8 protein-coding genes are annotated in these 26,284 nt (G+C 71.5%); 2 read left to right on the top strand and 6 right to left on the bottom strand.

What is annotated here, in order from left to right; translation table 11 throughout:
* Positions 1 to 6 precede the first annotated feature (6 nt).
* The 4 genes from JRI60_RS23800 to JRI60_RS23785 all read right to left on the bottom strand — a co-directional run bounded on the left by JRI60_RS23800 (position 7) and on the right by JRI60_RS23785 (position 22,358).
* On the bottom strand, positions 7 to 1,419 hold the full coding sequence (locus JRI60_RS23800) for an aspartyl/asparaginyl beta-hydroxylase domain-containing protein (RefSeq protein ID WP_204228180.1): 1,413 nt from the start codon (positions 1,417 to 1,419) through the stop codon (positions 7 to 9).
* A gap of 9 nt (positions 1,420 to 1,428) precedes the next feature.
* Positions 1,429 to 11,715, bottom strand: a complete 10,287-nt coding sequence (locus JRI60_RS23795; RefSeq protein ID WP_204228179.1) for a non-ribosomal peptide synthetase — start codon at positions 11,713 to 11,715, stop codon at positions 1,429 to 1,431.
* Positions 11,716 to 11,735: 20 nt separating this feature from the next.
* Positions 11,736 to 21,296: a non-ribosomal peptide synthetase gene (locus JRI60_RS23790; RefSeq protein WP_204228178.1), complete on the bottom strand. Its 9,561-nt coding sequence runs from the start codon at positions 21,294 to 21,296 to the stop codon at positions 11,736 to 11,738.
* A 105-nt stretch (positions 21,297 to 21,401) separates the two neighbouring features.
* Positions 21,402 to 22,358 carry a fatty acid desaturase family protein gene (locus JRI60_RS23785; protein ID WP_204228177.1) on the bottom strand — a complete coding sequence of 319 codons (957 nt, stop codon included), beginning with the start codon at positions 22,356 to 22,358 and terminating at the stop codon, positions 21,402 to 21,404.
* A gap of 310 nt (positions 22,359 to 22,668) precedes the next feature.
* Here JRI60_RS23785 and JRI60_RS23780 point away from each other — a divergent pair, with 310 nt between their 5' ends.
* Complete coding sequence (locus JRI60_RS23780; protein WP_204228176.1) at positions 22,669 to 22,875, top strand: MbtH family protein; 207 nt, start codon at positions 22,669 to 22,671, stop codon at positions 22,873 to 22,875.
* On the opposite strand, the gene JRI60_RS23775 is transcribed toward JRI60_RS23780, so the two are convergent.
* On the bottom strand, positions 22,872 to 24,407 hold the full coding sequence (locus JRI60_RS23775) for a PAS domain-containing sensor histidine kinase (protein WP_239470692.1): 1,536 nt from the start codon (positions 24,405 to 24,407) through the stop codon (positions 22,872 to 22,874). The genes JRI60_RS23780 and JRI60_RS23775 overlap by 4 nt on opposite strands.
* Positions 24,408 to 24,702: 295 nt before the next feature.
* Between JRI60_RS23775 and JRI60_RS23770 the strand changes: the two genes are divergently transcribed.
* Complete coding sequence (locus tag JRI60_RS23770) at positions 24,703 to 25,446, top strand: thioesterase II family protein (protein WP_239470691.1); 744 nt, start codon at positions 24,703 to 24,705, stop codon at positions 25,444 to 25,446.
* Here the strand turns inward: JRI60_RS23770 and JRI60_RS23765 are convergent.
* On the bottom strand, positions 25,443 to 26,231 hold the full coding sequence (locus tag JRI60_RS23765; protein WP_204228174.1) for a 4'-phosphopantetheinyl transferase family protein: 789 nt from the start codon (positions 26,229 to 26,231) through the stop codon (positions 25,443 to 25,445). The two genes, JRI60_RS23770 and JRI60_RS23765, sit on opposite strands and share 4 nt — an antisense overlap.
* Positions 26,232 to 26,284: the final 53 nt, after the last annotated feature.

Here is a 26,284-nt window from a genome sequence, read left to right as displayed (position 1 = left end):
CTCGACCTAGCGGATGTAGACGCTCTTCTCGATGTCCACGTTCAGGATGACCCGGTTGCTCTGACTCCGGTTCCAGACCTCGTGGTACTGCGTGTCGTCGAAGACGAAGCAGCGGCCCTCACGCCAGGAGATCGGCTCCTTGCGCACGCGCGGATCCTTCGCGAGGAACCTCGGGAAGACCGCCTCGATGAAGAAGAGGGTGTTGAGGTACTCCAGCTCCTCCGTCCCCTTCTCCGTGCTGGTCGCCTCCGGCGCCACCAGCCCCTCCGCCGTCAGCAGCCCCATGTCCCGCAGGCGTGCCACCGTCTCGGCGAGCACGGGCGTGGCCGACTGGCGCGGCACACGGTCCCTCCAGGCCGAGTAGAAGCCCGGCTGCCTCACCAGTGTGTTGAGCGCCTTGGCCACCGCCCACTGGCTCTTCCACGCCGCGTCCGGATCCTCCGGCTGCTCCAGCGAGCTGTACTTCTGGAGCTTCTCGAGCTCGTCGCCCGGCAGCGCGCTGCGCAGCAGCTGCGCCGGAACGCTGTCGTTCGAGGGCTTCACCAGCGCGAGGATCTCATCGGCGTTCTTGAAGTCGTTGGGCGAGAAGAGCTGCGAGCCCACGTGCATGACGCAGCCCTCGGGGACGATGAGTCCGAGGTGGCAGCGCAGCATGGTGGCGTCATTGCCGGTGTGCGACTTGATGTGCGAGCCGGGCGCCAGGCACGAGAACCACACGCTGCGCAGGCCGGGGATGGCCTTCACGATGCCGGTGGTGACCGGGCAGCCGGACGTCACGTCCTTGAACTCGGTCATGCCGCCCTTCTTGAGGAAGCTCGGGTAGAGCACCTCCTCCAGCACGGTGAGGTGGAACCAGCGCAGGGCCTCGCGCCCCTCGTCGCCGCCCACGTCCCCGAGCGCGATGCGCCCGTCCCGTTTCACCAGCCGGCCAGTGGCGAGCAACCCCTCGAGCCGCTCGTGCGAGCGCGGAAAGCGCGCGTCGAGCTGGAGGCGATCCTGGTTGGCGACGAAGAGCTCGGCGTCATAGACGAGCGAGTTCATGCCCGCGACCAGCCGGTCGATCATGCTCGGCGTGCAGTCGTGCGGCGAGCGATAGGAGGCCAGTTCCTTCATGGTCTCCATGCCCAGGCGGGACTGCAGCAGGCGGGACTCGAAGGAGTCCGGCGCGCCGAGCAGCACCATGAAGAGGGCCATCGGATCCGTGCAATCGGAGACCGTGAAGCGCGGCATGTTCCGCACGTTCAGGCGGTTGTCGTAGTAGAGCAGGTCGAGCGTGGTCCACCCGGCGTTGTACACGTCCGAGTAGGCGTAGGGCTTGAACCGGGACTCGATCTGGGTCTCGATTTCCTTGCGGATGGCCGGGAAGTTGGCTTCCAGCTCCTGAACGAAGGGGAAGAGTTTCGTGTCGTAGAAGTTCATGGGGTTGCCCTACGTCCTTTCGTTACGGGTCTGCTGTGAGCCGTCGATCCGACCATCGACGAGCGCCCGGACATGCTCACGTACCACATGCACGTTCGGCTCGGTGAGGAGGCTGTAATGGTCGCCAGGGGTGCGGATAACACGCACCCCGCCCCGGACCCAGGCCGCCCAACCCCAGTCCTCCGTCGTCGCATGGCGGATTCCGCCCTCCGCCGCCGCGAGCAGGTGCAGAGCCCCCGCGTACGCCTGGGCTGGCCGGTAGCGGTGGAGCGCCGCGAGGTTGGTGCGGAAGACCGTATAGAGGCGCTCGAGCGTGGCGAGCGGGGCCTCCGCGGGAAGCAGCCCGCGCGCCCGTGCCGCATGGAGCACCTCGGGGAGTGAGAATCCCCTGGGGACGTCCTGAGCCGGGAGTCCCAGGTCCACCGCGAACGCACCGAGCAGCGCCGCCTCGTCCTCGTCCGTGAGCGGCTTCTCGAAGCCCTCCAGCGTCGAGTCCAGCAGGCACAGCGTGCCCGGCGGCTCTCCCGCCTCCTGGAGCTGGCGTGCCATCTCGAAGGCGATGACTCCGCCCATGGACCAGCCGAACAGGTGGTACGGGCCCGAGGGCTGTACCCGGCGGATCTCCCGGAGGTAGCGCGCCGCCATCTCCTCCACCGTGGCGTCCGCCGCGCCGCCCGTCAGGGCATGCGACTGCAACGCGTACACGCGCCGGCCCTTCGTGAGGCCCTCGACGAGCGCGCGGTAGGAGAGGACGTTGCCGCCCACCGGGTGGATGAAGAAGAGCGGAGGCGCATCGCCCTGGCCACCGAGCGGCACCAGGACGCTCTGCTCGCCCCCCGACGCCGCGACCGCCACCGCCAGCCCCTCCACGGTGCTCGTCTGGAAGAGCGTGGAGAGCGGCAGCTGCACGCCGAAGGTGGACTCGACGCGGGCGATCAGCCGCAGCGCCAGCATGGAGTGGCCGCCGAGCTGGAAGAAGTCGCTCGTCGCCCCTACCCCGCCGATGCCGAGCACCGACTCGAAGATCTCCACCAGCGCCCGCTCGCGCGCGTTGCGCGGAGTCACCACCTCCTGGCCGGCAGTCCCCGTCTCCAGGTCCGGCAGCGGAGGCAGGGCCCGCCGATCCACCTTGCCGCTGGACGTGAGCGGCAGGCGCTCCAGCACGACGAAGCGCGAGGGCACCATGTACTCCGGCAGCACGCGCGCGAGCGAGGCCCGCAGCGTCGCCACCCAGTTGCCCTCGGCCTTGCCGCCCTCGGGCGCCACGTAGGCGGCCAGCTGCGCATCACCCCCCGGCGCCTGGCGCACCACCACCGCGGCCTCGGCCACGTCCGGCTGCGCGAGGATCTGCGCCTCGATCTCCCCGAGCTCGATGCGGAAGCCACGCAGCTTCACCTGGCTGTCCACCCGGCCCACGTACTCGACCGTGCCGTCCTCCAACCAGCGCGCGAGATCACCCGTGCGGTACATCCGCGCCCCCGGTGTCCCTCCGTACGGATCCGGCATGAAGCGATCCGCCGTCAGGTCCGGCCGGCGCAGGTAGCAGCGCCCCAGTTGGATGCCACCAAGGTACAGCTCGCCGAGCGCCCCCGTGGGCAGCAGGTTGAGCTCCGGATCCAACACGTACAGCTGCGTGTTGAAGACGGGTGCACCGATGGGGACGGTGTTGCGCGTGTCGTCCGCCCGGCACGTCCAGTGCGACACGTCGACCGAGGCCTCCGTCGGGCCGTACAGGTTGTAGAGCCCCGATCCGGGCAGCCGCTCGAAGAAGCGCCGCTGCAGGCTCGCGGGCAGCGCCTCGCCGCTGCAGAAGACGCGCGACAGCGAGCCCAGCCGCTCCAGCCCGCGCTCCGCGAGGAAGAACTGGAGCATGGAGGGCACGAAGTGCGCCGTGGTGATGCCCGCCTCCTCCATCGTCCGCACGAGGTACGCGGGATCCTGGTGTCCGCCGGGACGGGCCACCACCAGCCGCGCCCCCACCGCCAACGGCCAGAAGAACTCCCACACCGACACGTCGAAGCTGAACGGCGTCTTCTGGAGGACCCGATCCTCCGGGCCCATGCCGTAGGCGGACTGCATCCAGAGGATGCGGTTGTGGATGCCCCGGTGCGGGATGAGCGCTCCCTTCGGACGCCCCGTCGAACCCGACGTGTAGATGCAGTACGCCGGGCTCTCGAGCGAGGTGCCCACCACCGGCGGCGTGCTCGCGGCGTTGGCCGGAAGGCCCTCCGTCCACCCGTCCTCGTCGAGCACCAGCGTGAGTCCCGAGCCGGCGGGCACGCGATCCGCCAGCGCGCGCGTGGTGAGGGTGACCCGCGGTTGCGCGTCCTCCACCATGAAGGCGAGTCGCTCCACCGGATAGCTGGGATCCAACGGCAGGTAGGCGCCGCCCGCCTTGAGCGCGCCATACAGCGCCAGCACCATCTCCAGCGAGCGCTCCATGAACACGCCCACCAGGGACTCGGGGCCCACGCCCTCGCGCCGCAGCCGGTGCGCGAGCTGGTTGGCCCGCGCGTTCAGCGCCGCGTAGGTCATCTCGCGGCCCTCGAACACCAGGGCCACGGCCTCGGGAGTCCGGGCCACCTGCGCCTCGAACAGCTCGTGCAACAGGCACGGGCGCTCCCACGCGTGGCCCGTCCCATTCCACGTCTGGAGCACGGTGTCGCGCTCCCCCGGAGTGAGCAGCGAGAGCCGGCCCACCGGGGCCTCGGGCCGCGCGACCACGGCCTCCAGCACCGTCCGTACGTGCCCGAGCAGCCGGGCAACGGTCGGGGCCGCGAAGCGCGCGGCGTCGTAGGTGAGACGCAGCTCCAACTGCTCGCCCGGGTAGGCCGCCAGGTGCAGCGGGAAGCCCGTGCGCGGAAGCCCGAGCTCCTCGACGGACGTGAAGAGGCTCCGCTCCGTGCCGCGCACGGGCCACGGGTCCACCACCAGGACACTCTCGAAGAGGAGCCGGCCCGGAGCCACTTCGCTCCAGCGCTGCACCCGCTCCAGCGGCGACAGCTCGCGCTCGCGCACGTCCGCCTGGGCCCGCTGAAGCTCGCGCAGCCACTCCAGCACCGGACGCCGGGGTTGGAGCGTCACGCGCGTCGGGAGCGTGTTGATGAGCAGGCCCACCATCTCGGTGACGCCCTCGACGGGCGCCGAGCGGCCGGAGACGAGCGAGCCGAAGACCGCCTCGCCCTCCCCCGCGTGCCGAGCGAGCACCAGTCCCCAGGCCGCCTGAAGCAGCGTGCCCAGCGTCACGCCGTGTCGCGCGCAGAAGGCCTGGAGGTCCGCGGACCCGCGTGCCTCGAATCGCGTGGACTCCCGTGCATACGCGGGCTCCGCCTGGCCCGGAGTCACGTGCTCGCTGTTCGGCAGGGCCGTGGGCGAGGTGAACCCGCGCAGCGTCTCCTTCCAGAAGAGCTCGAGCGGCGTGGTGTCCTGCGTGCGCTCGTGGCGCACGAACCGCCAGAAGTCGGGCGGCGCGAGCAGCTCGGGCGCACGGCCCTTCCGCGAGCCCTCGTAGAGCGCGGCGACCTCCGACAGGAGCACGCCCAGGCTCCATCCATCGAGAATGGCGTGGTGGAAGGACAGGATGAACCGCCACTCCCCCGAGGGCGCACGCCACAGCGTGACGCGGAAGAGCAGCTCGCGCTCGAAGGCGAAGCCCTTGCGCAGGTCCTCCTCCAGGAAGCCATGGAGCGATGCCTCGAAGGCGGCCGGAGAGAGCGCGCTCCCGTCGTGCACGGCCCACGGCAGCACCGGCGAGGCCAGCACGCGCTGCACCGGGTTCGAGGGATCCTCCAGCGAGAGGACGGTGCGCAGCACCACGTGGCGCTCCAGCACGGCCTGCCACGCCGCGCGGAAGGCGTCCACGTCCAGGCCCGCCTCCAGCATCGCGCCCACCTGCTCGAAGTAGTCGCGCGACGAGGGCGAGAACAGCGAGCGGAACAGCATGCCCTGCTGCATCGAGGACAGCGGCGCGGCGTCCGTGAGCGGGAGCGCGGCCTCGGCCGCCGCCTTCTCCACGGCGACGAGCCGCTCGGCCAGCTGGCCCACGGTGGGGTGCTCGAAGAGCTCGCGCGGAGAGGTGGCGAGGCCCTCGCGCCTCAGCCGGGCGACGATCTGCATCGCGACGATGGAGTCACCGCCGAGCGCGAAGAAGTTCTCGTCGAGCCCCACCGCGCTCCGGCCGAACGCCTTGGCGAAGATGGACGCGACCAGCGCCTCGCGCTCGGTGCGCGGCGCTCGGCCCACCGGAACCGCCTCCTCGGGCGGCGGCGGGAGCGCCTTGCGGTCCACCTTGTTGTTGAGCGTCATCGGCAGCGCCGACAGCACCACGAACGCCGACGGCACCATGTAGCCGGGCAGCCGCGCCTCCAGCGCGCGCCGCAGGGCCTCGGGGTCCAGGCTCTCGCCCGGCCGCGCCACCACGTACCCCACCAGCCGCAACCCGCCCGCGGAGGACTCTCGCGCCACCACCGCCGCGTCCCTCACCACCGCCTCGGAGCGGAGCGCGGCCTCGACCTCGCCCACCTCGATGCGGTGCCCGCGAATCTTGACCTGCGAGTCCTCACGGCCGAGCAGCTCCAGCCGCCCGTCGTCCCGCAGGCGGCCCACGTCACCCGTGCCGTACAGCCGGGCACCGGGCCTGTCGCTGAACGGATCCGGCACGAAGCGCTCGGCCGTCAGCTCCGGCCGCCCCACGTACCCGCGCGCCACGCCCTCGCCACCGATGTAGACCTCGCCCGTCACGCCCACCGGCACGGGCTCCAGGTTCCGGTCCAGCACGTGGATGGACGTGTTGAGGATGGGCCTGCCCACCGTCGGCCGCCCGCCACCCGGGAGGATCGGCTCGACCGTGGACCAGACCGTGGTCTCGGTAGGGCCGTAGAGGTTCCACAACACCCCGCCCGTGGCCACCAGCCGCCACGCGAGATCCGACGGCAGGGGCTCGCCACCGCACAGCTGCATGAGCCGGCGCGGGTTCGTCCAGCCCGAGTCGAGCAACATGCGCCACGTCGTCGGCGTGGCCTGCATCACCGTCGCGCCCGTCTGCTCCAGGCGCTCCGCCAGCCTCCAGGCGTCCTGGGCCTCCTCGCGCGTGGCGAGCACCACGCGCGCCCCCACCAGCAGCGGCAGGTAGAGCTCCAGCGCCGCGATGTCGAAGGACAGCGTGGTGATGGCCACCAGCACGTCCTCGGCCGTCAGCCCCGGGGCCTCGGCCATCGAGCGCAGGAAGTTCGCCAGCGCGCCGTGGTGGACGCTCACGCCCTTCGGGCGGCCCGTGGAGCCCGAGGTGTAGAGGACATAGGCCTCGTCCAGGCCGCTGGGCCCGGGGCCAGCAACGCTCTCCCCCATCTCCGCGGGCTCGTCCAGCAACAGCCGCTCACCGGCAGCCAGGCCGACGCGCTCCACGCAGCCGCGCTCGGTGAGCGTCAGCTTCAGCTTCGCGTCCTCGGCCATCAGGTCGAGCCGCTCGCGGGGGAAGCGCGGATCCAACGGAACGTAGCTCGCGCCGGTGCCGAGCACGCCGAGCAGCGCGACCGGCAGCAGGCTGGTGCGCTCCAGGCACACGCCCACGCGGTGCCCACGTCCCACGCCCCGCGCCCGCAACCGGGCCGATAGCGCCCGGGACTCGGCGAGCAGCTCCCCGTAGGTCAGGGTCCTGTCCGTCGCGACCAGGGCCACGCGCTCGGGTGTCCGGGCGGCCTGCGCCTCGAAGCGGGAGACGACCGTCTCGTCCTCGGGGAGGGAGACCCACGCCGGCTGACGGCCGTCGAGCAGCCGCGTGCGCGCCGACGGAGACAGCAGGCCCAGCTCCCCCACCCGCGCCTCGGGCCGGGCGAGCGCGTCCGACAGGAGCGCCTGGAAGGAGTCGAACAGCCGCTCCATCGAGGGCGCCTCGAACAGGTCGGTCGAGTACTCGATGGCGACCCCGAGCCGCTCGTCCTCCTGGAGCACCGTGAAGGTGAGATCGAACGTGGAAGTGCCGGCCTCGAGGGGAACCTCGGTGACGCCAAGGTCCGCGAAGAGCCCCTTGCCCGAGGGCTGCTCGTTGAGGACGAACATCGCCTGGAAGAGCGGCGTGTGCGCGGTGCTGCGCGGCGGGTCCAGGTGCTCCACCAGCCGCTCGAAGGGAACGTCCGGGTGGCTGAAGGCCTCGATGCACGTGGCCTTCACGCGCGCGAGCAGCTCGTCGAAGCGAGGCGTGTCCGACAGGTCCGTCCGCAGCACGAGCGTGTTGATGAAGCAGCCGACCAGCTCATCCGTGCCGGCCGTGCCGCGTCCGGCGATGGGCGTGCCCACGACGATGTCGGACTGCCGCGCGTAGCGGGAGAGGACGGCCTTGAAGCCCGAGAGCAGCAGCGTGAAGAGGGTGACATCCCACGCACGGGCCCGCGCGAGCAGCGCCGAGGACAGGGAGGGCGGCAGCTCGAAGTGGAGTGTCTCGCCCCGATCCGAGCGCTGCATCGGGCGGGGGTGATCCGACGGCAGATCCAACAGCGGCAGGGGCCCGGCGAGCTTGCTCTCCCAGTACGCGAGCTGCGGCACGAGCGCGTCGCCCTCCAGCAGGCGCCGCTGCCACACGGCGAAGTCCGCGTACTGGAACGGCAGCGCGGGGAGCGAGGCCGTGCGTCCGGAGCGGCGGGCCTCGTAGAAGGCAGCCGCGTCCCGGAGCATCAGCTTCATCGACCAGCCGTCCGAGGAGATGTGATGCACCGCCAGGACGAGCAGGTGTTCTTCCGCGCCCACCTTCACGAGCAGCGCGCGGAACGGAATCTCATGGGAGAGATCGAAGGGGCGGCGGGCGAAGTCATCCGCCAGCGCCATCGCCCAAGGCTCCTGGGCGTGCGCGGGCAGGAGGGTGGCATCCGTGCTCTCGAGCTCGAAGGCCGGCGGGAGGATGCGCTGGCCGGGCTCGCCCTGCTCCAGGGTGAAGACGGTGCGCAGGCTCTCGTGGCGCTCGACGAGCGCGGCCAGTGCGTGCCGCAGCGCCTCCCGGTCGAGCGGGCCGGTGAGCCGGACGCCACTCGCGATGGTGTAGAAGGGGCTGCCCGGCTCCAGCCGATCCAGGAAGTACAACCGCTGCTGCGCGAACGAGAGCGGCAGGGGTTGGGTGCGCGGCTGCGGCACCACCGGAGACAGCGCGGGCTGGCTCCCGGACTTCCGCTCCGCGTCGAGGCGCGCGGCGAGGGCCTCCAGGCTCGGCACCTCGAAGATGACCCGCAGCGGCAGGCGCACCTGGAAGAGTGACTCCACGCGGGACACCATCCGCATGGCGAGCAGCGAGTGGCCACCGAGCTCGAAGAAGCCCTGGCGCACGTCGTCCACCTGCGTCTCCAGCAGCTCCGACCACAGCTCGCACAGCTTGGACTCGGTCTCCGTGCGGGGCGCGATGCGCTCCCCTTCCCCACCCGCCGAGGCGCGCTCGGGCGCGGGAAGCGCGGCCCGGTCCACCTTCCGGTTGGGCGTGAGCGGCAGCTTCTCCAGCACCACCCAGTGGGGCGGCACCATGTACTCGGGCAGGTGCTTGGACAGCTCGGACTTCAGCGACGTCGTGGAGATCGTCCGCCCCGCCTTGGGCACCACGTACCCCACCAGGCGCTTGTCGCCGGGCGTGTCCTCGCGCGCCACCACCACGGTGTCGGCCACATCCTCGTGGGCGCGCAACCGGGCCTCGATCTCACCCAGCTCGATGCGGAACCCGCGCACCTTCACCTGGTGGTCCAGGCGGCCCAGGTAGTCCAGGCGCCCGTCCGGCAGGTAGCGCACGAGATCGCCCGTCTTGTACATGCGCCCGCCGGGCGTGCGGCTGAAGGGATCCGGCAGGAAGCGCTCGGCGGTCAGGTCCGGCCGCAGCAGGTAGCCACGCGCGAGCCCGTCACCCGCGAGGTACAGCTCTCCGGGCACGCCCTGGGGCACGAGCCGCAGGTGGCGGTCCAGCACGTACGCCTGGGAGTTCTCCAGTGGCCGGCCGATCGTCGGTCCACGGCCCTCGTTGGCGGGCACGTGGTCGAACGTCGAATAGGTGGTGTCCTCCGAGGGCCCGTAGAGGTTGAGCACCCGCTCCACGTGCCCGAGCGCGTAGAGCGCGTCGACGGTGCGCTTGGGCAGGGCCTCGCCGGCCAGGTTGACCACGCGCACCGAGCGCGGCAGCCCGCGCGCGCGCACCAGCTCCGCCATGGCCGAGGGGACGGTGTTGACCAGCGTCACCTCGTCGCGGCGCGAGAAGGCCGGCAGGTGCAGGGCGTTGGGGACGACGAGCACCCGGCCACCGCAGGACAGCGGCACGAAGAGCTCGAAGATGGAGAGGTCGAAGCACACCGAGGTGGCCGCGAGCACGCCCCGCATCTCGTCGAGCGGGAACTCCTTCAGCGCCCAGGAGATGAAGATGGCGGCGCTGCGGTGCGTGATGGCCACGCCCTTGGGCCGGCCCGTCGAGCCCGAGGTGTAGATGAGGTACGCGAGGTTCTCCGCGTCACAGCTCGCGGGCAGCGGCGCGTCCGGCCCGGCTGACAGCACGTCGCCCAGCTCCTCCAGCACGAGCGTCCGGGGACGCGACACGGGCAGCGCGGGGAGCACGGAGCGCTCGCTGATGACCAGCGCCGAGCACGAGTCCTCCAGCAGGTAGCCGAGCCGCTCGGGGGGATAGTCCGGATCCAACGGCGCGTAGGTGCCCCCGGCCTTGAGGACCGCGAGCAGCGCCACCGGCAGGTCCACCGTGCGCCGCAGGCATACGCCCACGCGCACCTCCGGGCCCACGCCCAGCTCGCGCAGGTGGCGCGCGAGCCGGTTGGCGCGGCGCTCCAGCTCGGCATAGGTGAGCTCGCGCGTCTCGTCCGCCACCGCGGGCGCGTCCGGGGTCCGCCGGGCCTGGGCCTCCACGCGCGAGTGCAGCAGCGAGCCGTCCCGAGGCAGCTCCCCGGGCGGGTTCCACGTCTCCAGCAGCAGCGTCTCCTCCGCGCGCCCGAGCAGGGGCAGCTCGGACACGCGGGCCCAGGGCTTCGCGGTGCCTTCCAGCAGCCGCTCGAAGTGCGTCACCAGCCGGTCGATGGTGGCCGGCTCGAAGAGGTCGCGGTTGTACTCGACGGTGCCCTGCAGCCCCTCGGGCGTATCGCGCAGGGACAGGGTGAGATCGAACTTCGCCGCGTGCGTCTCGATCTCCAGCGGTCGGAGCGTCAGCCCGGGGAGCTCCAGCTCGCCCAGGGGCATGTTCTCCAGCACCAGCATCACCTGGAAGAGCGGGTTGCGCCCCAGGTCGCGCGGGAGCCTCAGCTCCTCCACCAGCCGCTCGAAGGGCAGCTCCTGGTTCGCGAACGCCTCCAGGGTGACGGTCTTCACCCGCCGCACCAGCTCGCGGAAGTCCGGGTCCCCCTCCAGCGACACGCGCAGCGCGAGCGTGTTGGCGAAGAAGCCGATCACGCCCTCCAGCTCGCGGCGATTGCGGCCGGCGATCGCCGTGCCGACGATGATGTCCGTCTCCCCCGTGTACCGGTGCAGCAGCGCGTCGAGCGCCGCCAGCAGCGTCATGAAGGAGGTGGCGCCCTGCTCCTGGCTGAAGCGCCGCACCTGCTCGGACACCTCGCGGGACAGGGCGAACTCACGCGTGGAGCCCCGGTAGGTGGCCTGCGCCGGGCGCGGCCGATCCGTGGGCAGCTCCACCTGGCGCAGCTCTCCGCCGAGCTTCCCGCGCCAGTAGTCGGCCTGGGCGCGCGGAGCGTCCCCCGCGAGCCACTCGTTCTGCCACTCGCTGAAGTCGACGTACTGGAGCTCGGGCTCCTCCAGCGGCGACTCCCGCCCCGCGGCCAGCGCCGGGTAGAGCGCGGCCAGCTCGCGGGTCAGCACGCCTATCGACCAGCCATCCGAGATGATGTGGTGCAGCACGAGCAGCAGCACGTGCTCCGAAGGCCCCAGCTCGATGAGCGTCGCCCGGATCAGCCCAGGCTGCGCCAACGAAAAGGGCGCGCCCGCCTCGGTGGTGCACAGTGCGCGCAGCTCCCGCTCCCGCTCCTCACGAGGCCGCGAGGCCAGGGACACCCGCCGCACGTCGAGCGGACGGGCCGGGTGGACGAGCTGCACCACCTCCCCGCCCTCCTCCTCCTCGAAGGAGGTCCGGAGCACCTCGTGCCGCTCGACGAGCGCATCCAGGCTCGCGCCCAGGGCCTTGATGTCGAGCGAGCCCTCCAGCCGGAGCGCGAAGGGCATGTTGTACGTCGCCAGCCCCGGCTCCAGACGATCCAGGAACCAGAGACGACGCTGCGAGGACGAGGCCGGGAAGACGAAGACCTCGTCCTTCTCCAGCGCCACCGAGGGGTTCGTATCGCTGCTCACCGTTTGACCTTCCGGCCCTGGCGCGAGGCGCGCCCGATTCGATCTTCACCACCGCGCGCCCCCTGCTGGCGCAACGCATCCACTGCCTTCGCGAGCGCCTCGACCGTGGGGTGCTCGAACACCGTCTTGAGCGGCACCTCGACCGAGAGCGAGTCCCTCAAGCGCGCCACGAGCTGGGTGGCCAGCAGCGAGTGCCCGCCGAGGGTGAAGAAGTCATCCGTCGCGCTCACGCGGGGCACCGACAGCACCGCCGCGTAGATGTTGGCGACGGCCTCCTCCAGCTCGCCCCGGGGCGCCACGAAGGCCTCGCCCTCCTCGCGATCCGGAGCCGGCAGCCGCTTGCGGTCCACCTTGCCGCCCGGCGCGATGGGCAGTGCGTCCAGGCAGACGTAGGCGTTGGGGACCATGTAGTCGGGCATGCGGCCCTTGAGGAAGCCGCGCAGCTCGACTCCCGCGGGACGCTCCTCGCCGCGAGGCGTGACGTAGGCCACCAGCCGCTTGCCCGCCGGAGGCTCGTCGCGCACCACCACCACCACGTCCTTCACCTTCGGGTGCTGGCTGAGCGCCGTTTCGATCTCCCCCAGCTCGATGCGGAAGCCGCGGATCTTCACCTGATGGTCGCTGCGACCCAGGTACTCCACCATGCCGTTCTCGAGCAGCCGGGCCACGTCGCCGGTGCGGTACATCCGGCCACCGGGCGTCGGGGAGAACGGATCCGGAATGAAGCGATCGGCGGTCAGGTCCGGGCGCTTGTGGTAGCCGCGGCCCACGCCGGCTCCGCCGATGTAGATCTCCCCGGCCACGCCGCGCGCCACCGGTTGCAGGTGCTTGTCCAGCACGTGCACGCGCACGTTGGCGATCGCCCGGCCCAGTGGCACCTCGTGCGTCTCGAGGATCTCCTGCTCGAGCGTGGTGAGGTTGCACGTGGTGCCGATGACGGTGACCTCCGTCGGGCCGTACGAGTTCATCATCTGCACGGACGGGCCCACCACGCGGCGCCACGCCAGCACGCGCGAGGGGAGGATCTTCTCTCCACCGGAGTTCACCACGCGCACCGAGGGCGGGAACTGGAGCCGGCCCTGGTCCAGGCCGGCGGTGAGCTCGGCCCAGAGCGCCGCGGGCATGCTGAGGAAGCCGATGCCCCAGCCGCGCACCTGCTCGACGAACTTCTCCACCGAGTCGAGCGTGTCCTCCTCGCGGATGACGAGCGTGCCGCCCACGTAGAGGCACGGGAGGATCTGCTCCAGGCTCATGTCGAAGCTGATGGGCGAGAGCAGCAGCGCCTTGTCCGTGTGGCGCAGGCCGTAGCCCCGGGCGGCTGCGGCGGCGTAGTTCACCATCGCGCCGTTGGAGATCATCACCGCCTTGGGCGTGCCGGTGGAGCCCGAGGTGTAGATGAGGTACGCGAGCGTGTCGGGCTCCACCCAGGCGGGCGGCGCCTCCACGGGCTCGGCGGCCATGCGCTCCGTCTCGCGCTCCCAGACGAACGGCTCCACGCCCTCGGGCAGGGGGAACTGGCCCAGCAGGCTCTCCCGGGTGATGAGCACCTTCGCCCCGGAGTCCTGGAGCATGAAGGCGAGCCGATCCTGCGGGTAGCTCGGGTCGAGCGGCACGTACGCGGCGCCGGACTTCAGGATGCCGAAGAACGTCACCAGCACGTCGATGGAGGGCTCCAGGCTGAGCGCCACCACGCTCTCGGGCCCGATGCCGCGCTTGCGCAGCGCCCAGGCGAGCTGGTTGGCCCGCCGGTCCCACTCGGCATACGTCACCTGCACGCCCCGGTGTTGCAGGGCCGGCGCGTCCGGACGGCTGCGGGCCTGGGCCTCCAGCATCTCCCGCGCGAGCCGGTACTCCACCGGCTGCGCCGTGTCGTTGAGGCTGGCGAGGAAGCGCTGCTCCTCGGGCGGCACCACCGGCAGCTCGCCCACGCGGGCGTCCGGCCGGCTCACCACTCCCTCCAGCAGCACCTCGAAGGCGCGCACCATGCGCTGGAGGGTGCTCGGGAGGAAGAGGTCGGTGTTGTACTCGAAGGTGTAGGCGAGCCCGTCCGGCTCCTCGGAGACGGCCACCGAGAGGTCGAACCGGGCGGTGCCGGTGGGCACCTCCACGGGCGACATCCGCAGGCCGGGCAGCTCCACCGGCCCGCCCGGCGCGTTCTGCAGCGCGAAGAGCACCTGCACGAGCGGCGACTGGCTCAGGTCGCGCTCCACCCCGAGCTTCTCCACCAGCACGTCGAACGGGAGCGCCTGGTGCGTGAAGGCGGAGAGCACCGAGCGGCCCACCGAGTCGGCGAGCGACTCGAAGGACTGAGAGGGATCCACGTCCGCGCGCAGGGCGAGCGTGTTGATGAAGCAGCCGATGACGCCCTCGGTCTCCGCGCGGGTGCGGTTGGCGATGGGCGTGCCGACGATGATGGTGCGCTGGCCCGTCTGACGGTGCAGCAGCGTCTGGAAGGCCGCCAGCAGCGTCATGAAGAGGGTGCGCCCGCCGCGGCGGCTCAGCTCCTGGAGCCCCCGGGCGAGCGACGGCGACCACTTGCCCGACAGCAGCGCGCCCCGGTGCGTCTGCACGGGCGGGCGGGGCCGATCGGTGGGCAGGCGCAGCGGCGGCGGGTTGTCACCGATGTGCTCCTTCCAGAAGGCCAGGTCCGCCTCGAGCCCCGCGGCGCCCTGTCCCTGGCGCTGCCAGGCGGCGTAATCCGCGTACTGGATGGGCAGCGGCGCGAGCGCCACCGGCGCCCCACCCGCGCGGCCCGCGTACAGCGCGGCGAACTCGCGCAACAGCACGTTGATGGACCAGCCGTCCGAGATGATGTGGTGCATCACCACCAGCACCACGTTGCGCTCGGCCTCCAGACGGAAGAGGCGCACGCGCAGCAGCGGACCCTCCGCGAGCGAGAACGGCTGCTCGGCCGCCTTCGCCAGACGCCGGGCCAGCTCCGCCTCGGCGCGGGCCTCGGGCTGCTCGCGCAGGTCCTCCACCTCGAGCGCGAAGCGGGCCTCCGGGTGGATGAGCTGCTCGCAGCCGCCGTCCTTCGGGGAGAACGTGGTGCGCAGCGACTCGTGGCGCGACACCAGCTCATCGAAGGCCGCCGAGAGCGCCGCCTCGTCGAGCCGCCCCTCCAGCTGAACCGCACCAGCAATGTTGTAGAGCGGGCTGCCCGGTTCGAGCTGATCCAGGAACCACAGCCGCTGCTGCGCCGAGGAGAGCGGCAGGCCTCCGGTGCGGGGAACGACGGGGATGCGCTCCGCCGGGGCGGCGGGCGCCGTGGGCCGAAGGGCCTCGAGTGCCCGGGCGTAGTCCTCCAGCGAGGTGTTCTCGAAGAGCATCCGCAGGGGCGCGTCCAGGCCCAGGGTCTGCGTCACGCGCGAGCGGACCTGCGTGGCCAGCAGCGAGTGCCCACCGAGGTCGAAGAAGTCATCGGACGGCCGGGCCACCGGCGAGCCGAGCACCTCGGACCAGAGGGCGGCCACCTGCTGCTCGAACGCGGTGAGCGGGCGGGAGGCGGCCGTGTCGGTCGTGCTGCCCGTCTCGGCGAGCCCGGCGAGCGCCTTCCGGTCCAACTTGCCGCTCGCGGTGACGGGCATGGCCTCCAGCGGCACCAGCACCGAGGGCACCATGTAGGACGGGAGCCGGGCCTTGAGCGCCTCGCGCACCTGGGCGAGGTCCACGCTCTCCCCCGCCCTGGGCACGAGGAAGGCCGCCAGGCGCTTGTTGCCGTCACCATCGTCGAGCGCCTCGACGACGCAGTCGGCCACGCCGGGCATGCGGCTGATGACGACCTCGATCTCCGCCGTCTCCACGCGGAAGCCGCGGATCTTCACCTGGTGGTCCACGCGGCCCAGGAAGTCGATCTTCCCATCCGGCAGCCACCGGCCGAGGTCACCCGTGCGGTACATCCGCTCGCCGGAGGCGAACGGGTTGGGCACGAAGCGGTCGGCGGAGAGGTCCGGCCGTCCGAGGTAGCCCCGCGCGAGGCCCACTCCGCCGACGCAGATCTCTCCCACCGAGCCGGGGGGCACGAGGTTGAGGTGCTCGTCGACGAGGTACACGCGGTAGTTGTCCACCGGCGGGCCGATGGGGACCTTGGTGTACTGGCGCCAGTCCTGGGTGAAGAGCGCGGTGGTGTTGAGGCAGGCCTCGGTGGGGCCGTAGTAGTTGATGAGGGTGGAGATCTCCGCGTGGCGCTCGACGAGCTCCACCACGCTGGCGCTCAGCACGTCTCCGCCGAAGCACAGGTAGGGCACCTTCAGCTTCGCGTGACCGGCGCCGTGCTCCAGCAGCCCCTTGAGGAGCGCGGGCACCGAGTCCACCACGTCGATGCGGTTGTCCACCACGTAGGCATAGAGGCCCTCGGGGGACACGAGCGTCTCGTAGGTGGGCAGGAAGAGCGCGTCGCCGCGCATCAGTGGCAGGAAGAGCTGGTGCACGGACACGTCCACCGCGGGCGACACGAGCAGCATGTGCCGCATCCGTCCCGCCGGGGAGAACATCCGCCGCAGCCAGTGCACCTGGTTGCAGAGCGCCCGGTGCTCCACCATCACGCCCTTGGGCTTGCCCGTCGTGCCCGAGGTGTAGATGACGTAGAGCAGGTCCTCCGGCGCGTTCACGCGCGCCAGCGGCGAGGCGTCCGCGTCGAAGCTCGACGGCGCGGTGAGCGACAGCCGGGTGCCCTCGAAGCGCACCTCCGGGTGGACCTCGTCCTCCAGCAGCAGCCGGACCCCGGCGTCCTGGAGCAGCAGCTCGATGCGCTCGGCCGGGTGCATCGGGTCCATCGGCAGGTACGCGCCGCCCGCCTTCACCACGGCGAGGATGCCCACCACCATCTCCACCGAGGGGCGGGCCAGCACGGCCACCACCGTCTCGCGGCCCACGCCCCGTGCGCGCAGGCTCCGCGCGAGCTGGTTCGTCCGCGCGTCCAGCTCCCGGTACGTCAGCCCGCGACCCTCGTGCCACGCGGCGAGCGCGTCGGGGTGGAGCGCGGCCTGCTCCTCGAACAGCTCACCGATGGTGCGGTGGATCGGGTAGTCGTAACGGTGGGCGTTGAAGCCGTCGAGCAGCTGCGTCCGCTCGGCCGGGCTGTACATCGGCAGGTCGCGCAGCGCCGCGCCGGGCCGCGCCACCATGGCCTCCAGCAGGCGGACGTAGCGCTGGGCCATCCGCGCGATGCGCTCGGGCGAGAAGAGCGCCGTGCGATAGCTCCACTCCAGGCGCAGGGCACCACCCTCGCGCACCTGGGCGGTGAGCGTCAGCTCGACCTTCGAAGTCGGGAGGGGCGGCTCCAGGCGCTCCAGGCGGAGGCCGGACTCACAGGCCAGCACCGCCGGCCCGGCCTCCTCCAGGCTGAAGAGCACGTCGAAGAGCGAGCCACGGGCCAGCGCCCCCCGCGCGTGCAGCACCTCCACGAGCCGGGCGAAGGGGAACTCCTGGTGCTCCAGGGCCTCCGCCGTGTGGCGCGACACCTGGCCGAGGAAGGCCTCGACGGACAGCTCCTCGCGGACCGGGTTGCGCAGCGCGACGGTGTCCACCAGGAAGCCCACGGCCTCGCGCAGCTCGGGGTGGTTGCGACCGAGCACCGGCGTGCCCACCACCACGTCCCGCGTCGCACCGTGGCGCGACAGGAGCAGGTTGAACGCGGTGAGCAGCCCGTTGAACAGCGTGGTGGACTGACGGCGGCACAGGTCGCGCACGCGCTCGGTGAGCTCGGGCGCGAGCGTCACCGCGTGCACGCCCGCATCGAGCGAGGCATGGGCCGTGCGAGCCCCATCCGCGGGGAGATCCAGGGGAGGAGGAGGCTCGGCGAAGACGCCCTTCCAGTACTCGCCGTGGGCCACCAGCTCCGGCGTCTCCAAGCGCGAGAGCTGCCAGGACGCGAAGTCCCTCGGGCGCGGGCCAGGAGCCGGCAGCTCCTTGCCTTCATACAGCGCCACCAGCTCCGCGAGCACGCGCTCCACGGAGCTCGCATCGGAGATGATGTGGTGCAGGTCCACCAGCAGGAGCGCGGGCGCGCCCTCGCGCTCCACGAGGCCCGCGCGGAACAGCGGCGCCGAGCCCAGGTCGAACGGGCGGACGAAGCGGCGGGCCAGTTCCGGCAGCTCGCCCCCGGCGGCGGGCCGCTCGAGCGAGAACGGGACGGACGGCGCCACGCGCTGCACCACCTCGCCCTCCACGAAGGCGAAGGAGGTACGGAACGCCTCGTGCCGCTGCACCAGCGTCCGCAGGGCGCTCTCCAGCCGCGCCACGTCCAGCGGCCCCGAGAGGGCCAGCGCACCGGTCATGTGGTAGCGCGTGTCCCCTGCCCCACCCTGCTCCTGCGCGATGAAGAGCTGACGCTGCGCGGGCGAGGCCGGGTAATGCGACGCATCGGCCACCCGGGGCAGCGGGGCCTGGGCACTCGCGGCGGACTCCAGGCGCGCGGCGAGGGCGCGCACGGTGGGCGAGTGGAAGACGTCCGCGAGCGACAGCCTCCGTCCGAAGGCCTCGGCCACGCGGTGGACGAGCTGCACCGCAAGCAGCGAGTGCCCGCCCAGCTCGAAGAAGCCATCCGTCACCCCGAGCCGCTCCACGCCCAGCACCTGCCCGAAGAGCGCGAGCAGCCAGCGCTCGGTCTCCGTGGAGGGCGGGACCACGTCGCGGTCGAAGCCGCCCTGTCCGGTGACGAGCACCAGCGCGTTGCGGTCCACCTTGCCGCTCGGCAGTGAGGGCAGCGCGGACAGCTTCACGAAGTACGCCGGCACCATGTAGTCCGGCAGCGTCTGGAGCAACACCTCGCGAGGCGAGCGCGAGTCCTGGGTGGGCACGTAGAAGGCGGCCAGCACGGCGCCCACGCTCGGCTCATTGCGCACCACCACCGCCGCCGCCGAGGCGAGCCCCGAGGTGACGAGCTGCGCCTCGATCTCCCCCGGTTCGATCCGGTGGCCGCGCAGCTTCACCTGCAGGTCGATGCGGCCGTGGTGCTCCAACTCGCCCGTGGGCAGCCAGCGCGCACGGTCTCCGGTGCGGTACACCCGCTCGCCGCGCGCCAGGGGCGAGGCGACGAAGCGCTCGGCGGTGAGGTCCGGGCGGCCCAGGTAGCCACGCGCGAGGCCCTCGCCGGCGATGCACAGCTCGCCCGCCACGCCGGGGGGCAGCAGCTCACCGTCCGGGCCCAGCACCAGCACCTGCGTGTTGAGCACGGGCCGACCCACGTCCACCCGCGTCTTGTGCGTGAGCTCGCTCACCGTGGACCAGATGGTGGTCTCGGTGGGGCCGTACATGTTGAAGATGCGCGCGCGCGTCACTTCCCGCAGGCGCGCGAGCAGGTGGGCCGGCATCGGCTCGCCGCCGACGAGCACCAGCCGCACGCCCGCGAGCGCCTCGCGGCCCACCGGCTCCTCCATCAGCAGTTGCAAGCGCGAGGGCGTGAGCTGCACCAGGTGGCAACCGCTCTCGCGGATGAGCGCGCCGAGCCGATCCGGCGAGCGCTGCGTCTCCTCGTCCGCCAACACCACCTCGTGGCCGAGCCACAGGGGCAGCCACGTCTCCAGGCCAAAGATGTCGAAGGTGACGGTGGTGGTGCAGAGGAAGCGGAGGCCCTCGCCCTCCAGGGGCAGAGCCTCGACCATGGCCGCGAGGAAGTTGGCCAGGGCGCGGTGCGGCACCTGGACGCCCTTGGGCTTGCCCGTGGAGCCGGAGGTATAGAGGACATAGGCCACGTCCTCGGGCCGCGCCGGAGAGGCCACCGGGGCCGCCGCCGAGGGAGCCACACCGTCCACGCGCACCACGTCCGCGCCGAGCCCGCCCGCGAGCTCCGCGTGCCGGGCATCGGCCACCACGAGGCGCACGCCCGCGTCACGGGCCAGCAGCGCGAGCCGCTCCCGAGGCTGGTGCGAATCGAACGGCAGGTACGCGGCCCCGGCCTTCAGGATGCCGAGCAGTCCCACCAGCAGGTCCGCCGAGCGGGCCGTCATCAGCCCCACCACGCCGCCCGGTCCGGCGCCACGCGCCACCAGCGCCTCCGCCACCGCGCGAGCCCGTGCATCCAGCTCGCCATACGTGAGGCGCTCGGCGCCCGCGCGCACCGCCACCCGCGAGGGCACCTCGGCGGCCCGCCGCGCGAGCAGCTCGGCCACGTTGTCCTCGCGGGGGAACGGCCGGGGCCCGGGGTTCCACGAGGCCAGCCGCTCGGACTGGCGCGGGCTCACCACGGACAGCCGCGACACCGGACGCTCCTCGGTCCCGCCCGCTCCGGCGAGCACCTCGTCCAACAGGTGCCGGAAGCTCTCCGCGAGCACCGCCGGCATCTCCTCCGGGAAGGCGCTCTCGCGGAAGTCCATGTCGATCGTGAGCCGCCCCTGCCCGATGCGGTCGTTCACGTGCACCGCGAGCGCGTGCGTCTCATGGCCGTTGGAGAACCAGGAGATGTCCACCGGGTGCCCGTCGAACCGGGCATCGAAGCGGCCATTCTGGAAGGACACGAGCACGTCGAAGAGCGGCGACCCGTCGAGCCCGCCGGCCCGGAGCTGCTGCGCGAGCAGATCGAACGGGTAGCGTGACAGCTTGAGCGCCTGATGCTGGGCGGAGCCCACCCCGCGCAGCACCTGGTCGAACGGCGCTCCGCCCTCCACCTGGAAGCGCAGCGGCACGGTGCCGACCATCATCCCGCACGTCACCAGGTCTTCCCGGACGCCGCGGCCGTGGACGAACGTCCCCAGGCACACGTCCCGCCGGCCCGTCACCTTGGACACGAAGAGGCCGGTGAGCGCGGCGAAGAAGCGCGCCACCGTGCTCCCGGAGCGCGCGGCCACCTGGCCCACGGCCTCGGTGGTGGCCTCGTCCAGCACCACGGTGTGCCGCACCGCGCGGGTGCCATCCAGCGGCGAGCCCGCCGCGCGCAGCAGCGCCGGCTCGTCCAGGCCCGCGAGCCGCTCGTGCCAGCGGCGCCGCTCCTCCTCGGCCTCGGGCGAGCCCAGATATGCCCGCTCGCGCTCCAGGTACCGCACGTAGGAGCCACCCACCGCCGCGTCCGGCGCCTTCCCCGCCAGGAGCGTCTCGTAGATGCGGTTGACGGAGCGGACCAGCAGGCCGAGCGAGAAGCCATCGCCGATCAGGTGGTGCAGGCAGGCGTAGTAGCCCCCCTGGCCCCCGCCGAGCTTCACCGCCGCGAGGCGGAAGAGCGGTCCATCGAAGTGGGCGAAGGGCACCCGCGTCCGCTCGGAGCACCAGCGCTCCGCGGCGGCCTTCGGATCGGCCTCGCCGGAGAAGTCCACCACCTCCGGGCGGGGTACGGGCCGCGACGAGCGCCGCTGGTACACCTGCCCTCCGCGCACGACGAACTCCAGGTGGAGGGACTCGGTGCCCTGGGCGAAGCGGTACAGCGCCTCCTCGAGCAGCTCCATGCGCACCGGACCGCGCACGGTGAGCAGGCCGGCGAGGTTGGCGATGGGCGTCCCGGGGTGGAACTGCTCGGTGAGCCAGATGCGCTGCTGGGCGTGGCCGAGCGGATGGAGGGACTCCTCGCCCGAGGGCGAGGCAAGGGAGGCGCGCGGCTCACGCGAGGACGAAGTCACTTCGGACATGGTGGTTTCCGCGAAGAGAAGACGAGGGGGGGCGCGGGCGCGTCGGAAGTCGACACGGGCACGGCGCCACTCAGAGTTCCGGCACCCACATGGGAGTCACGAGGCTCACGACACCACCGGGACGGCGGCCATGGGCCCTGGCTTGGGTTGGAGCCAGCTGCGCACCACCGAGGACTCTCCGAGGAAGTAGCGCTCGCACTGGTGGGCCTGTGCGTAGAGGTCCACGTCCATCAACAACCCGTGCATCCGGGGCAGGTGTGCCAGCGGGATGCGAGGGAAGAGGTGGTGGGTCAGGTGGTAGTTGTCGTGATGCGGGTGCAAGAAGAAGGACAGCCAGTTGTTCGGGAGGTTCCGAGTGTAGCCGAGGATGGTGCCTGGAACGAGGCCCACGTGATCGGAGATCTCCGCGAATACTTTGATGAGATGGTAGACGGTGGCCTTCGAGGCCAGCCACAGCGCGGCGAACACCAGCGCACCTCGAGGCCCCGCCAGCAGCGCGAGCACGCCGAGCATGACCGTCCACCAGGCGAGCACACGCAGCCGCTGCACCGCGCCCACGCGGGGCAGCGTCGTCAGCACCGAGTCCCGCCACATTCTCGGATTGAGCGCGAACGAGAGATACACCCGCCAGGCGCTCCGCGGTGACTCCTCTCCCTGCGCGGGCAGTTCCAGGAAGTCCGGATCCCTCCCCGGCGTGCCGAGGTAGGCGTGGTGCTGCAGGTGCTCGAGCCGGTACAGCTCGTAGTCCTCGAAGATCGGCAGCGCGCACAGCAGCGAGGCGACCCATTGGTTGGCCTTCTTGCCGCGCAGCATGTTGCCGTGGGACGCATCGTGCAGGCGGTTGCCCAGCGCGCGCTGCCGCGAGCCGATGACGATCAGCGCCAGCGGCGTCCACAGCGGCGAGACGTAGAAGCACAGCGCCCAGGCGGCGAAGATGAGCGTCCACGTCTCCACCAGATCCCGCGCCGCGTGCCTCGGGCTCGGCTGGTGCAGGGCCTCGAACGTGCCCCGCCGCGCCTCGGTGGTGAGGAACGCCCGGAAGGTGCGGATGTCGTCGACCACCAACCGCCTGGACGTCCTGGGCTCCGAAGCCCCCCCTGACTGCTCCTGTCGTGATGCGGAACCCATCCTCGATCCAGAATTCGCGGACTCTCAAAGTCCGGAAGAAACAGCCAATCAAGAATTAACTGCTTTCCTTTAAAGCAGTTGGTTCTTCCCATGTTTCACGCCCAACTGGCAAGCAGCCCGGGGTGTGTTCGAGGCACGGCCGGAGAGTGGCCCCGTGCGTCATCAAGGCCCCTGGCCGATGCATGGCGGCGGCTGGTAAGAGGTGGCGCCCGCCCATGGCGGCGCACTGATTCAGGAGCACGAGATGAGCGAGCAGCAGGACACCGTCGCCTACAAGGTCGTGGTGAACCACGAGGAGCAGTATTCGATCTGGCCCGCGGACCGGGAGAACGCGCTGGGCTGGAAGGACGCGGGCAAGCAGGGCTCGAAGGACGAGTGCCTCGCGTACATCAAGGAGGTGTGGACGGACATGCGCCCGCTCAGCCTCCGCCAGAAGATGGCGCGCGCCTAGGCCGCGGAGTGCTGGAGGTGGGCGCCGTCCTCGGGGCGCGTGTCCTCATCACCCTCGTCGTGCGCCTCGTCCACCACGGGCAGGAAGACGCGGAAGGTGCTCCCCTCCCCCACCACGCTCTCCACGGACATGCTGCCTCCGAGTCCGCGGAGGATGTCGTGGCTGATGGACAACCCCAGGCCCGTGCCCTCGCCCACGGGCTTGGTGGTGAAGAAGGGCTCGAAGATGCGCTCGAGGTTCTCGGCGGGGATGCCGCAGCCGTTGTCGTGCACCTCCACCACCGCCTGGGAGGTGCCCTGCATGCGCGTCACCAGCCGGATCTCCCCGCCCGACCTGGGCAGCGCGTGCGCCGCGTTGATGAGCAGGTTGGTGAAGACCTGCGCCAGCTGCACGGAGTTGCCGAGCACCTGGGGTAGCTCCCCGTAGTCGCGCACCAGCCGCCCCCGGCTGCGCAGCCGGCCCCAGGCCAGGTGCACCGAGTTCTCCAGCACCTCGTGCAGATCCAACGGGTGCGTGGTCGTCTGATCTCCCCGCGACAGCGCCCGGAGGCTCTCCACGATGAGCCGCATGCGCTCGGTGCCCTCGCGCGCCTCGGTGAGGGCCTCCAGCAGCTCGCGCAGCTCCTCCTCCGGCAGCGCCAGCCGGCGCAGCTCGGTGGCGATGAAGCCCAGGTTGCTGGAGACGAACGCCAGCGGGTTGTTGATCTCGTGCGCCACCCCCGCGGCGAGCATCCCGATGGAGGCCATGCGCTCGTTGAGCCGCAGGCGCAGCTCGTTCTCGCGCTGCTCGGTGATGTCGCGCATGGTGATGGCCAGGCAGTCGCCCACCGCGCTCAGCTGGCGGCGGAACCAGCGGCGGCCCTGTCCCGGCCGAACCTGATCCACCTCGTCGTCATGGTTCTGACCGGTCCGCCAGAGCTGCTCGCACAGGGCCCGAGGCGCGATGAAGGCCGCGTGCGGAAAGTCGGACAACAGGCGTCCCTCGGCCTGACGCGCCTCGCAGCCCAGCAGGGACTCGGCGTGGGCGTTGATGCGCAGCAGCCGCAGGTGCTCCTGCTCGCCCCGGACGATGAAGAACGCGTCGAAGCTGCTGCTGGTCGCCGCCCGGAAGAGCGCCTCGCTCTGGCGCTGGACCGCCTCGTTGCGCCGGTGCGTCGACAGATCCCTCGCGATGCCGAACAGCCCCATCACCTGCCCGTCCGGCCGGTGGAGCACGCCCTTCGTGGAGAGCCACTCGCGATGGGCTCCCGCCATGTGCTCGTGCATCTCCGCGTGGAGCGTGCGCCCCGCCAGCAGCGTCTGCCGATCGAACTCCAGGGTGCGCTGCGCCTCCTCGGCGGTCATCAGCTCGCCGTCCTTGTGGCCGATGATCCGCTCCACGGGCAGGCCCAGGTAGCTCGCCCCCACCTTGTTGATGAAGGTGTAGCGCCCCTGCAGATCCTTGGTGAAGACCGCGTCCGGCAGCTCCTCGACGACGGACAGGAACAGCTCGCGGTAGGGCAGGTCCGGCGGCGCCGGAGTACCCTCTTCCATCCCAGGCGCGCTCCCCTCATCTTTCATGATGAGAAATTCGATACCCATAAGCGGGCGGACAGACGAGCGTCCCCCCCTTCCAGCCCCGGATCGATCCGTCCGGCAGCACACGCTCGGCATGCCCGGGATTGCGCTCCACGTCCGCTGTTGCACACACCGGTCCTACCTCGGCCCAGAAGGTGCGGAGATCACTCCGCAAATCCACGCCAAGCGTCCGGAGGCCCCACCGGACGGGATTCCCTGATATGGGAACCATCCAGCCTCGAAAAAGATGATGCGACCGTCCAACCCGCCCGTGAATCCCTGGTTCCCACTTCGCCAGCCCAATCCCCACACCCGCCTGCGGGTGTTCTGTTTCCCGTACGCGGGGGGAGGCGCCTCCATCTACAACAACTGGGGAGCGGCGCTCCCGGCGAGCGTGGAGGTGTGCGCCGTGCAGCTGCCGGGCCGCGAGCGGCGCATCCTGGAGCAGCCCTTCCGGCGGATCCCCGCGCTGCTGGACGCGCTGGAGCCGGTCCTGGCGCCGCTGCTGGACAAGCCCTTCGTCTTCTTCGGCTACAGCATGGGCACGCGCATCGCACTGGCGCTCACGCAGCGCTGGCAGGCCCGTGGCGCGCCCCTGCCGCTCGGGCTGGTGATGGCCGCCGCCGGCGCGCCCCACCGCGACCGTCCGTCCCGGGACGATCTGGATGACGCGAACTTCGTCGAGCTGCTGCGCAGCTACGAGGGCACGCCCCCCGAGGTCTTCGCCCACAAGGAGCTGTTGGAGATGGTGCTGCCGTCGCTGCGCGCCGACTTCTCCGTGGCGGACACCCTGCTGCCCGCCACGCCGGTGCGCTGCCCCATCTCGGCCTGGTCGGGCGAGGAGGATCCGCACGTCACCCAGGAGAGCCTCGACGCCTGGGGCGAGCTGACGACGGAGGAGCTCCGGCTGCGCTGGTTCCCCGGCAAGCACTTCTTCCTGCGCACGGTCCGGGAGCCGCTGCTGGCGGCGCTCCGCGAGGAGCTCGTCCGCTGGTGCCCGGAGGTCGGCCCCTAGCCGGCGGTGACGACCCAGGGCGGCTCATCGCCCGCCAGCGGCACGGTCCGCTGGCACCGCACCGACAGGGGCAGGCTCCAGGCGCGGCGCACCGCCACCGCCGCGGGGTGCCGCTCCGAGAGCTGGAGCTGCACGAAGCGCCACGAGCCGGGCTCGTCCGCCAGCCGCGGATCGAACGAGATGCGCGGCGGCTGTCCGGGCTCCAGGTGGAAGGCGAACTGATCCAACGGCAGGCTCAGCCCCATGCCACGCGCCTTGATGTAGGACTCCTTCAGCGTCCAGTACTCGAAGAAGCGCTCGCGCTGGCGCTCGGGGGGCAGCGCGCGCAGGGCGGCCACCTCCGAGGGAGCGAAGAAGGAGTCGGCCAGCTCCACCGTCTGGCCCTGGCGCCCGGAGTCCTCCACGTCCGCGCCCACGTCCGTGTCGAGCGCCACCGCGCACACCGCCATGCCGTCCGTGTGCGAGAGGTTGAAGCGCAGCCCGGGAAGGACCGAGCCGGAGAGATCCGGACGCCCGTACGCGTTGTTGGCGAAGCGCCAGGCCTGGGGCGGCACCGGCGCGTAGCGGGACAGGGTGACGCGAACCAGCGCGTGCGACACCAGGAACTGGTGCTGGTGCTTCTCGAAGCGGAAGCGCAGGCGCCGGGCCCGCTCGCTCTCGTCGAGCAGCGCCACGTAGGCCCCGAGCAACCGGGGATCGGTCACACGCTCCGGCTCCACCACCCAGAGGTGGACCTCGTCGTGGCGCAGTGTCAGGGGCGGCGTGGAAGGGGGGCTTGGCGTCATGGGCGGACTCCAGCCCCCTCACCTAACGCGTTGTGAGCGGACACGCCAGTCCG

Origin of the sequence: Archangium violaceum, from assembly GCF_016887565.1 — a bacterium.
Classification (GTDB): domain Bacteria; phylum Myxococcota; class Myxococcia; order Myxococcales; family Myxococcaceae; genus Archangium; species Archangium violaceum_B.
This window is presented reverse-complemented; position numbering and strand designations above follow the sequence as displayed.